The sequence below is a fragment of the Enhygromyxa salina genome, from assembly GCF_002994635.1.
Taxonomy (GTDB): Bacteria; Myxococcota_A; Polyangia; order Nannocystales; family Nannocystaceae; genus Plesiocystis; species Plesiocystis salina_B.
Window position 1 is genome coordinate 59,569 of the sequence record NZ_PVNL01000115.1, and the last position, 11,450, is coordinate 71,018.

At 65.9% G+C, this 11,450-nt stretch carries 8 protein-coding genes; 2 read left to right on the plus strand and 6 right to left on the minus strand.

Annotation, left to right across the window (positions count from 1 at the left end):
* Window positions 1-6 precede the first annotated feature (6 nt).
* Genes ENSA7_RS28625 through ENSA7_RS28635 form a run of 3 tightly spaced genes read right to left on the minus strand, consistent with a single transcriptional unit; the run spans window position 7 to window position 3,760 of the window.
* Complete coding sequence (locus tag ENSA7_RS28625; protein ID WP_106092554.1) at window positions 7-1,713, minus strand: sensor histidine kinase; 1,707 nt, start codon at window positions 1,711-1,713, stop codon at window positions 7-9.
* On the minus strand, window positions 1,710-2,465 hold the full coding sequence (locus ENSA7_RS28630) for a response regulator transcription factor (protein WP_106092555.1): 756 nt from the start codon (window positions 2,463-2,465) through the stop codon (window positions 1,710-1,712). The genes ENSA7_RS28625 and ENSA7_RS28630 overlap by 4 nt, the downstream gene beginning before the upstream one ends.
* A complete protein-coding gene (locus ENSA7_RS28635; RefSeq protein ID WP_106092556.1) occupies window positions 2,462-3,760 on the minus strand; it encodes a VWA domain-containing protein in 1,299 nt (432 codons plus the stop codon). The genes ENSA7_RS28630 and ENSA7_RS28635 overlap by 4 nt, the downstream gene beginning before the upstream one ends.
* Window positions 3,761-4,008: 248 nt before the next feature.
* Between ENSA7_RS28635 and ENSA7_RS28640 the strand changes: the two genes are divergently transcribed.
* Both ENSA7_RS28640 and ENSA7_RS28645 read left to right on the plus strand, forming a co-directional pair.
* On the plus strand, window positions 4,009-4,656 hold the full coding sequence (locus tag ENSA7_RS28640) for a Coq4 family protein (protein WP_181234208.1): 648 nt from the start codon (window positions 4,009-4,011) through the stop codon (window positions 4,654-4,656).
* Between the two features lie 65 nt (window positions 4,657-4,721).
* A complete protein-coding gene (locus ENSA7_RS28645) occupies window positions 4,722-5,060 on the plus strand; it encodes a DUF5713 family protein (RefSeq protein WP_106092558.1) in 339 nt (112 codons plus the stop codon).
* A 28-nt stretch (window positions 5,061-5,088) separates the two neighbouring features.
* On the opposite strand, the gene ENSA7_RS28650 is transcribed toward ENSA7_RS28645, so the two are convergent.
* The 3 genes from ENSA7_RS28650 to ENSA7_RS44295 form a co-directional block, all read right to left on the minus strand.
* On the minus strand, window positions 5,089-6,075 hold the full coding sequence (locus ENSA7_RS28650; RefSeq protein WP_106092559.1) for a C45 family autoproteolytic acyltransferase/hydrolase: 987 nt from the start codon (window positions 6,073-6,075) through the stop codon (window positions 5,089-5,091).
* The gene (locus ENSA7_RS28655) at window positions 6,056-10,057 is read right to left on the minus strand and encodes a Pls/PosA family non-ribosomal peptide synthetase (RefSeq protein ID WP_219908073.1); all 4,002 of its coding nucleotides are present in this window, start codon (window positions 10,055-10,057) and stop codon (window positions 6,056-6,058) included. The genes ENSA7_RS28650 and ENSA7_RS28655 overlap by 20 nt, the downstream gene beginning before the upstream one ends.
* 359 nt (window positions 10,058-10,416) lie before the next feature.
* Window positions 10,417-10,569: a hypothetical protein gene (locus ENSA7_RS44295; protein ID WP_181234209.1), complete on the minus strand. Its 153-nt coding sequence runs from the start codon at window positions 10,567-10,569 to the stop codon at window positions 10,417-10,419.
* Window positions 10,570-11,450 lie beyond the last annotated feature (881 nt).

The window sequence follows — 11,450 nt, forward strand, 5'->3', positions numbered from 1 at the left end:
CTCGAGCTATGCAGTGGGCTGGCGAGTCGCGCGTGGCAGCGTCAGGACGAAGTCCGCCCCTCGTCCCTCGCAGGTCACGGACAGCTCGCCGCCCATCTGCCGAGCCAGGCGGCGTGACAGCGCCAGCCCCAAGCCCACGCCGGGCACGGTCCCGGCGGCGTCGGCCTTGGCCTTGGTGAACGGCTCGAAGATCCGCTCGCAGTCATCGGCCGCGACGCCGGGGCCAAAGTCGCGGACGTGCAGCCCGACGCTGCGCGGCGCGATCTCGAGCTCGAGACGCACGCGTGGCTCGTCCGCGTTGGCGCTGGCGTACTTGGTCGCGTTATCGACCAGGTTGAACAGGATCTGCTCCACCGCCGCGGGGTCGACCTCGAGCACGATGTCTCGCTCGCGCTCACTCGCCTGATACTCGAGCTGCATCGCCGCGGCCTCGCAGCGCTCGCGCAGGCGCTCGACCACGCGGTCGAGCAGCAGCCCCACGGACATGGCCTCGGGCGCGGCGACGGGGCGGTCTGACTCGATCCGCGCGTAGGCCAGGACATTCTCGACGAGCCCGGCGAGCCGGTCCGCCTCGCGCCGGAGGATCGCAATATAGCGATCACGTTTGTGCTCGACCATGCCCTCGCCGAGCATCTCGGTGTACATGCGAAAGGTCGTCAGCGGCGTGCGCAGCTCGTGGGTCACCGCTGACACAAAGGTCGCGCGGCGCTCGGATAACCGCAGTGAGGCGCGGACCAGCAACAACAATGCTGCGATTGCGGCGAGCACGATCAGCCACGCAGCCAACAACGACGCGCGCAGCGGGCTCCAGGCCGCGAGGTCTGTCATCGCAACCGCGGGCTCGAGCCGAACCGGGAGCGTGGCGAGCATGCGCTCGGTCTCGGTCTCGGACCCGCTGAGGACCGGGACGAGGCCCGCGTCGGGCAGTAGATCACCAACCTCGCCGAGCATGCGCTCGCGCAGCGCGGGCCAGTCGAGCCACGTGCCCTCGATGAGCTCGCCCTCGGTCGACTGCGCTCGGCTCAGGAGCAGGAGCTTGTCGTCGACCCACAGCGGCTCGACGACCGTGGTGAACTCGCGCGGAAGCTCGGGCTCAGTCTCCGCGACACCCCAATACTCGAAGGTCGGACCCAATCCAGCTCGAGTGTCCTGATTACTGGGTAGGTCCACGGGCGCGTTGGTGCCCAACGGGCTGCACGCGATCAGGTTGTCCTCGACGGTGGCCTTGCGCTGGGTCCACTCGTCTTCATTGCGCACAGCCTGAGACTTGAGCGCGTAGGGTGTGGCCTCGGTGTTCGCGGGGCTACCTCGCTCGACCGCGCGGACGAGCGGCGCGGAGGCCTCGAGCCGCGCAACGATCTCGTCGGTCTTCAGCGAGGCCTCGAGCTGCGCGAGCAGGTCCGCCTCGACCTGGGTCAGCGCCCGCAGCCGCTCGTGGGTCAGCTCGAAGCGCATCACGACACCCTGCGGCGGCGCGGCGAGCTGCGAGCGGCGAGGCTCGTCGAGCGCCGCGACCTCGCGCGCGAGGATCGGCGTCATCGCGGAGTCGATCCGCCACAGCGCCAGGCGGCTCTGCTCCTCGATCACGGCCTGTTGCTGCGATCGGGTCCGCTCGGCGTCGAACTCGAGCAGCTTGATGGTGGCCCACGCCATGACCGCGAGCACGACCACCAGCGACGTGGCCGCGATGGTCCATGTTGCCCGCGGCTTCATGGTGTCTCGAGCCCTGGCCGGGTCATGACGTCGCGCCCGAGCATGTAGCCCTTTCCACGCACCGTAATGATGATGTGCGGCGCGGCCTTGTTGTCGCGCAGCTTCTCGCGCAGCCGCGCGACGTGCATGTCAATGGTGCGACTCTGAAACCGGGCAGGGTTCAGGTGCCAGACATGCGACAGGATCTCGTCGCGACTGACCGCGCGCGCCGGATGCTTGGCGAGGTAGCCGAGCAGCTGGGCCTCGCGCTCGGACAGCGCCGCGAGCTCGCCGTCGTCGAAGTGCAGCTCTCGCCTGTGCAGATCCACGCGTCCATCCGGGAGCCGCAGCGACTCGGGGCCGTGCAGCTGCTCGGGCTGGGTCTGGGTTCGCCGCATGACCGCCTCGACCCGAGCGAGCAGCTCCCGCACGCTGAACGGCTTGACGACGTAGTCATCCGCGCCCAGTCGCAGGCCCAGCACGCGATCGGCCTCGCGGCCCCGCGCGGTCAAGATGATGACCGGCAGCTGCGGTCGGACCCGGCGGATCTGCTTGAGCACCTCGAAGCCGTCGCCGCCGGGCAGCATCAGATCCAGCAACACGAGCGAGCAGGTCGAGCGCAGCGCCAGGTCCTGACCGGTGGGCGCGGTCGTGGCCTCCTCGATCCCGAACCCCTCGAAGCGCAGCGCGTCGACGACACCCTCGCGAATCGCCCCATCATCCTCGATCACGAGGATGGTCGGAGCCTCGAGCTGGCGGCCGCGCAGGGTCATGACTGGTCGAGGGTAAACCCAGCCGCGGTGGCTTGCTCGTGGATCGCCCCGATGATCGCGCTGTCGAGGCTGTCGGGGTTCTCGGACATCCGCGCACGCTCGGCGGTCACGTGGGCCTCGCGCAGCTTGGCCAGCTCGGCGATCCGCTGCTGTAGGCTGGTGCGCAGCTGCTGCTTCGCGGCCACGTGGGCGCGCAGCTCGTCATCGTCGAGGCCCTGCAGCGGCTCGGGCAGCCCGCTGCGATCGACGTCTTGGATCCGTAGGCTCTTGGCGTCGATCGCATCGACGAGATCCCAGCTGTCGTTGCGGTACATGCCCGAACACTTCGAGACCGAGCGCTCGACCACACCGCCCACGCCGTAGTCCGCCATGTTGTTGTCTTGCTCGACGAGGTTGTCGAGCCCGCGCTGCCCGTCGGCGCCGTAGCGAATGTAGGTCTCGTTGATCTCCTGGCCGAGCCGGGCGAGCTCGGCGTCCTGCGGCGCGGCGATGTGAACCGCGACATGGTTGTGGTTGATGCTCAGGAACCGACCGCCGCTCACCGTCGCGCCGTCGCGCCACCCGGCTGCGTCGCTGTCATCGGCGCCGCCACAGTAGACCGTGTTGACCACGATGCCCTGCTCCTTGGCGTTCGAGATCGCTTGGCGGAAGGGCACGGGACCCTGCTCGAAGGCCTCGTTGCCGGCGATGTAGACCACCCGCAGCGTGCCCTCGCCGACTCGCCACTCGAGCTCGTCGATCGAGCGACCGATCACCTGTCCGGCGTGCTCGCGGCCGCCGTTGGTGGTCAGCGAGAACAGGGCTTCGGACACATTGTTGAGCTCCGAGCTGAACGGCTGCACGCGACGGATCCACCCGCTCTCGCCGTTCAACGTGTCGTTGCCGTACTCGTAGAGCGCGATCTCCAGGCGCGGCTGCTCGCCCTGATAGGTCGCGCCGTCGAGGGTGTTCACAACCCTCCACAGCTGGGTGCGCGCCTGGTCGAGCAGGCCGTCCATGCTCGAGCTGGTGTCGAGCAGCAAGGCGATCTGGATCACCGGGCCGGTCGTGGTCGCGGCCAGGGTCGGTGGGGGTGTGGCGATCTCGACCTGCGATGGCTCGTCGACCGGCGCGGCGACGGCCGCTTGCTCGATCGATGGCGGAGTCGCACTCGCCCCAACGAAGATCGGCCAGGCGACCGCGGCGAGCAGGCACGCGGTGCTCGCCAGCAGGACGGTCTCGATCGCGCGGCCGGGCTCGCGGACGCGAGGCGTGGGGTTGAGTGGATCACCGTGGGCGTCGCCAGAGCTGGACATGGCCTCAACCTACGCGGGGACGGGCTCCGAAGGTGTAACGGGCGTGTAACGGGGATCGGCGCGAGCGCAACGGCGCCGACCGGGCGAGCATAGGCTGCGATCAGCTCCGGCCAGGCACCTGACCGGCTTGCACGCGCCCCTGTATACTGGAGCGCTCGCTGGCGAGACGCTGTCTCCCACTCGATCCGAAGGCGCCCACCATGGCTGACGCGACAACTCTCCGACTGACCCTGCCCCCGAACCCCTCCGTGCTCACGCGCATCCGCGTCGGTCTTCAGGCGCTCCGGGTGCTCAAAGATGACAACGCGAACCCCTACTACGCGCGGCTTCTCCATCTCAGCTTCGACGGCGACACCTACGCGCGACTGGCCGAGCGGATGCGTCAGACCGACGAGGGACGGCGGATCCTCGACGAGAAGCTGACGATTCCGGGTGAAGACGTCGACATCAGCGCGCTCGAGCGGCTCCCGCCGAGCACCCTCGGCCACGAGTACGCGCGCTACTATATCGACAACGGGATCGAGCCCTTCGACTTCGAGTTCCCCCTGCAGGACGACGCAGATTTTCTCAACAAGCGCTACCGGGAGACCCACGACATTCATCACCTGATCACCGGCTACGGGATCGATGAGGTCGGCGAGGTCGAGCTGCAGGCGTTTTATCTTGGCAATCTTGGCTTTCGTCATGCCGGGTTGATCGTGCTCGTGTCGATCCCGTACCGGCTTGGGAAAGTCGGCGTCAAAGGGATCCGAGGCTACGTCAGGCGGCTTCGCGCGGCCTACCGCCGCGGTAAGAGCTCGCACCAGCTGCTCACGGTGAGCTTTGACGAGCTCTGGGATCAGCCGGTGTCGGAGATCGCTGCGCGCGTGTGTGCGCCCGCGTGCAGCTTGGCGTGATTGGGGCGTTCGCGGTCGTTCGCAGGCATTCTTGAACACACTTCGGAACATCACCACACCAGACCATGACACTCGTCAACGCCAAGACCCGCAATCATCAGTTCCTCCGCGAGATGTACGCCGACCGCTACTTTCCAGATCCGCTGGTGGACGAGGGCAAGGCGATCCTCGTCGAGCTCTGTCGACAGATCGAGACCCAGCAGCTCACGTCCGAGGCCGAGGTGTTCGCCCTCACCCACGCCGCGACCGAGGCCTTCAACGAGCTCGACGCGAAATTCCAGGACCAAGGCAGCGAGATCGAGACCGCTGCGCGGGAGTGTATCGCCAGCAATTTCGAGTTCATCTTGACGGCTTATGGCTTCGAGGTCGATCTCGAAGAGGCGATCGCGCCACGCGATTGGTAGGCACCTCGAGCGAGGCCCGCCGAGCGCGTTAGTGAATGAAGTCCAGGTCGTAGGCCAGCCAACCCTGCTCGGCCTCCCGCAACAGCCAGATGTGGGCGCGCAGCTGGTCGAGGTCGACGATCATCCTCGCCACGGTCCGGTCGTTGAAGATGCTCAGCTCGGCCCCGTCGCTGCGGTCATCCATCAGGTCGCGCAGGGCCGCAGGCGTCATGGAGTCGGTGACCCGCGCCGAGGCCCGCGCCAGGCGGCTATGCGTGCCCAGGGTGTTCGCCTCGCTCTCGAGGGATCGCAGATGTGTCAGGTAGTGGTTGGTGTGGATAAAGGGGGATGGTGGGCGGGTGAGGTGCTGCTGCTTGGCGCTGGCTTCGATATTCCAGATCCTGCCGTTCATGTCGACCAAGGTGTGACTGTAGCCCGAGGTCCGACGTAGGCGGCACAGCCGCTCATCGTCGGAGCTGGGATCGCTCGTCTCCGACAGCCACCGCGCCGTCAGATTGCGCGGCACACCGGTCCCGCTGTCTCGGTGGGTGAGGCTGTTCACCGCGTGGACAATGCCATGGGAATTGATCGAGATCGAGTTTCCCCCCAAGGTGTTCATGTAGAACAGCTCGAGGATGGTCAGCGAGCCGACGGTCTTCTGCAGCACACATACCGAGGACTTTACATCCCTGTGCCAGTCCTCATTGTGGGCGATCATGCGACCACCTCCCGTGACGACGGTGGTGCAGCGTCCTGCGCCGGTATCCCCGGTCTCGTCCTCCATGTTCAGCGCCCACAGATCTTCGAACGCTGCCCCCGCGGCCGCGGCGTAGCCCTCGAGCTCTTCGACCAGGTGCGGAAATGCCTTCCGCGCCGGACGCAGGCTATCGAGCGCCTGGCTGACCCTCGCGCGCCAGCATGGGTCGGTCGCTTCGTCCTCGATCGATCGGCGCAGGACATCGCCAAACAGGCTCCCCTTCTGCCGGCCGAGCTCGTAGTAGGTGTCCGCCGAGATCTCATGGAAGTTGTCGTGCATGCGCGCCCTCCATGGCCGTCTTCGTGTCGGTGTCGGTACTTAGCTCGACGGTGGGGATTCCGTGCCAGCGGCTGTGGGCGGGGAGCGTCTCGCCCTTCATCAACAGTGAGAGCGGACCAACCCATGAGCCCGGCTCCATCTGCGTGTCGTACAAGATCACCGACATGTTGCCCACCGAGCAGTTGTCGCCGATCGTCAGATACGACGACTTCATGATTCGGTCCTCGAACAGATGGTTCTGGACGACCACCCCGGCGTTGAGCGCGACGTAGTCGCCGATCTCGACCAGGTCGAACTCGGAGAATAACGTGGTGCCAATATAGCTGTGCTTGCCGATCCGGCAGCCCATGCGCCTCAGGTACCAGTTGAAGAAGGGCGTGCCCAGCATTGGTGCCAGGATCGGCGCTCCGATCGTCTCGTAGACGCCATTGACCACTTCGTTCAGCCACACATACGGCGACCACAGCGGGACGATCACCGGCTTGAACCGGCCCATGACCAGCTTCTTGATCGCCACCACGGACAGCGCCGCACCCACGGCGAGGCACAGAACAACCGGCCCAGCCAGGGTAAACGTCGCCGACAGTGACAGGTGCAGATAGGCGACCTTGGCCAGATCAATGAAGATGATCAGCGTCACCGCGCCGATGAAGTTCGGCAGGAAGATCCGCAGCGCGTCGATGAGGGCGCGGTGAAGGTAGAGCCTGCGGGTTGGGCGGTAGGTCACTGTGTCATCGAAGCCCTCGACCTTGGCACGGTAGGGGAGCTTGAAGGGGGGCGAGCCGAGCCACTCCGATCCACTCGGCGTCCGGCCCGAACCCGCTGGCGATGAGGAGAGACATCCAATCAGGCACCCATCGCCCACGATCTCACCCGGCGGCAGGATCGCGCTATTACCCACGAAGCTCCGCCTGCCGATCCGGTTCTCGGCGTATTTGACGTACCCACGGAAAAATAGCCGACCGCCGATCGTCGCGCCGTCGGCGAGAAAGCTCTCGCTCTCAATCGTGACGAGGTCGGGCGTCAGCTGGGACACCGTGGAGACCTCGACGCGAGCGCCGAGCTTGGCGCCCAACAGTCGCAACCACGGAGGCAGGTAAATGGTGGTGTACAGCGAGCGGACGTAGCCGCTGCAGATGGCGAGCATGCATTCCATTGTCCATTTTCGCAGGAACAAGAGGCTCTGCACGGGGTACACGCCCGGCTCGAGGCGCCGGAGGATCAGGGCCTTGAACCCGGCCGTCATCAGGCAAAACAGCAGCACGCTCACCGGAATCGCCACGCAGGTCGCGAGCATGGCCACGAGGATCCCGTAGTAGACGACCAGCAGCACGAGGCCGACCAACGCTGGGGCTGCCATGAGGACAAGGAGCAGACCAACGAGGTCCGCGGCGAGCAAGTGCAGCAGCCCGAACACGACGGGGCGGCGTTTGCCAGGCCGCGTGCTCGACACCGGCACCTCGACTTCGGCCGGCTGGGCGGGTGAGCCTCTTCGGCCTTCGCCAGCCGGCACCGTCTCGCCGTCACTCAGAAGCGAGAGGTTGTCCAGCCGCGAGTCGTCCTCCATCTTGCAATTGAGCCCGAGGGCGCTGTGAATGCCAACAAAGCAGCGGCTGCCAATGTCGACCCGGCCCAGGATCAGGAGACCATCTTCGATTCGGTAGCCGGGCAGCTGCGTCTGCGCGCCCACGCTGGTTTCGTCGCCGATCGTGACGAGGTCGTAGATGGCGCAATGGTCTGTATCGAGGATGCAGCCCCTGCCGACTTTCGCGCCCATGAGCCTGTAGTAGAGGTTCATCACGGGTGTCCCTGCGAGCAGCCCGACCCCGCTCATGGCCTGAACTCGGGTGGCCAGCCAGAACCGAAAATAGTACAGACCCCACATTGGATAGGCGCCGGCCCGATACCGCCCTACGATGACCCACTTCAAGGCAATGCTCAGGCCCAGCACCATGGGGTAGCCGAGCACGACCAGGGCTACGAGGATTCCCATGGCTGCGCCCAGTGAGAGCGCTCCGGCAACGACCGACATGACGATCGAGAACAGCACCACCAGCCCTGCGCCCGCCACACCATAAAAGCAGAGCAGGCACAGGGCCTGAAGCGCGACACAAGCCCGACGGGCCCATGGCGACGAGCTCTCGAACACCTCTTGGCTGGTGCGGCGGCGGGGCGGAGGCGCGGTATTCGAGGGACCGCCGCGATCGGCGTTGCGCTGGTCCAGCAGCCGCGCGAGGCCGCGGACGGTTGGATGCTGATAGACGTCTTGAGTGGCGACCGGGAGGCCATGCTCGCGGCGTGCGAGCGAGACCATTCGCGTTGCGAGCAGCGAGTATCCCCCGAGGTCGATGAAGAAGTCGTCCGCCACGGAGATCGCCGGTACGTTGAATATCTGCTCCCAGATCCGCGCTAGCTTCTCTTCGAGGCCCGGAGCGGGCGCCTCGATGCCGCGGTCACCCCGGGCCGTGGCCACGAGTGGCGAGCAGGCGCCCGGCAGGCTGTTGCGGTCGACCTTTCCGCTCGACAGCGTGGGGATACGGTCGATGGTGTCGAGGTAGGCGGGCACCATGTAAGCCGGCAGATGTCGGCGCAGATGAGCGAGCAGCTGGCTCCGGTCTAGTTCATGTGGCGCTCGGTCCGGGACCACGTACGCGGCCAACTCCGTCAGGCCGTCACGCTGTTGGACGGTGACCACGGCCGCGCGAACCTGGAGGTGCTCGCGCAGGACTGATTCGATCTCCGAGAGCTCGACGCGAAACCCCCTCACCTTGACCTGGCTGTCGATGCGCCCAAGAAACTCGAGCTCTCCAGTTTCGTTCGCTCGTACGCGATCACCCGTTCGGTAGACCACGCCGAGCTCGCCCATATGCACAAAGTGCTTGGCCGTGAGCTCGGGCTGGTTGAGGTAGCCCCGGGCCACGCCCGGTCCGCCGATGAAAAGCTCCCCCGCTTGTCCGCGCGCGACCGGACGTTGCTCGGGATCGAGAATATAGACCGCGTACCCCGGCAGCGGGACGCCGATCGTGACGGGTTGCCCCGCCACGCACTCGGCGGCCGTGGCGTTGACGGTGGTCTCGGTCGGGCCATAGACATTCAGCAGTCGGCGGCCTGGGCTGGCCCAGCGGTCGACGAGCGCGGGCGTGCAGGGCTCCCCGCTGACCACGATGATGCGCACCGTGGGCAGCTCTTCGGTGATGAGAGACAAAAACGTGGGCACCGTGGAGAAGAATGTGACTCCCGTCCTGGTCATGAACTCGGCGGTTTCATTGCCCAGCGTCTTGATTGCGGGTGGTCCCACGACCAGGGCCGCGCCGCTCGAGAAGGCCATCCAGATCTCTTCCACCGAGCCGTCGAAGCCAAGCGAGAATCCCTGGTATACGCGATCATCGTGGCTCAGCCGACAGACCTGGTCGAACGCGGCCAAGAAGTGCACCACATTGCGGTGCTCCGTCACGATCCCCTTGGGCCTGCCTGTGGTCCCAGATGTGAACAGCACGTAGCATGGACTGTCTGGTGCTGGCCCCGACGCCGACGTCTTGATCCGGGCGTCGGACTCTTCGGCGATCGAGGGCGCATCGCGCTCCCACACGATCGTCTCACCTGCGAAGAAGCTGGGCACCTGGTCCGATAGACCAGATTCGGTGATGAGCAGGCCCACGTCTGCGTCAATTGAGAGTTGCCGCAGCCGCTCGGGTGGGTGGAGCGGGTCCAGCGGTACGTACGCGGCGCCGGTCTTGAGGCAGGCCAGGATCGAGATAATGGGTCGCTGCGACCGCTCCATATACAATCCAACCAGCACGTCTGGCCCAGCGCCATGTTGCATGAGGTAGCGGGCGAGCTTGTTCGCGAGCCGCTCGGTCTGTGCATAGGACAGCTGCCGACCGGCGTGCACGATCGCAGGCGCAGAGGGTCGCGTGTCCGCCTGGGCCTCGAACAGCTCATGCAGACAGCGGCGGTCGGCCTCCGGGCTCGAGCGGGGCAAGTCGGCGTGGACGCGAACCTCGCAATCACCGCCTCGCCTCTGGGCAATTCGGCGAGACAGACGACTCCATGTTTTGGTGAGTGTCTGCCAGAACTGCATGAATATTCACGACCTTTTGGAGTGAAGGTCAACGATGCATGAGCATGTATTGAGAATTCGGGCATCTGGCGGGGAGGCAAGACAAAGCTGCGGCAGAGACCATCGCGCCACATGCAAAGCACGAGCTCACGCCGGCGGCGAGTCATCTCGACGGTCGCGGTCTTCTATGCTCGGCCCGTCGCGGCGAGCGGTCGCTCCAGGTTGCGGTACTCGCTCTCGCTGGCTATTGCTGTAGACAACGCGGCAGGCGCCAAGCGAATTCAGTTACAAGCGCTACCGCCAACCACACCGATGATGTCGAACTGGACCGAAAATTCATATGGGGCGGACGGCGTCACGCCATCGAACCAGAACTCGGCTGGCGTCCACTCCGTACACAGGTCGCCGAGAACCAGCGACTCCTCGTCGCGCATGACGGCCATGTCGCCTGGGGTGGTGTCCGTACAAGTTCAGAGCCAGACCGGCTGCTGAGAGTCATTCGCCGACCGGAAGCTCAGCCAATGGGTACCGGGGGGATGGTCCGCCGTAGTCGAGAAGCGTGGCGGCGGCCACGCCGTAGGCCGGCTCGGTCCCGCTCTGGCTGTGGAGCAGCACGGGCGCTCCGGCGCAGGGGTATGAAAGCTGGCTATTTCTATCAGAGCTCCGCCGCGGCTCACCTGATCGAGGATGTGTTGGCCGAGGTCGTGAAGGGTTGCGACGCGCTGGCGGTCACGCTCGCCTGGCGACATGGTCGAGCGGGTGCGCAACATCGGACCCGCGGGTGACCGGGCTCCGATCGGACCCGCGGGTGACCGGGCTCCGATCGGACCCGCGGGTGACCGGGCTCCGAGTCTTCCGAGGCATCGGGGGCTGACCGGGCTCCGAGTCTTTCGAGGGCTGACCGGGCTCCGAGTCTTCCGAAGTGATCTTTAGATCAGTGGCATCGGGGCTGACCGGGCTCCGAGTCTTCCGAAGTGATCCTTGGATCAGTGGACTGAGGTGGGCTGACCGGACTCAGAGTCCTCGTTGTGATCTTTGGATCAGCCACGCGGACACTCCCTGAAGTTCATCGCAGAACGCTGCAAACGTGTCGTTCGCGGGCCGAGAACCATGTGTGGCCATCTCCAACGCGCAAAAACAAGCCAGTGCCGCCCGTCGGGCGGAAAATCGAGCCCGCGGCCAAGCCCACCCCCACGCGCGGGTTCGCGCTCGGCCGATCCATCCCCACAGCAGCTACAAGGTCACCAAGCGTTGCCTCGAGCGCCGACTGTTCCTCACCCCGGGTCACAAACCGGCGGAGCTTCTCAACCTCATC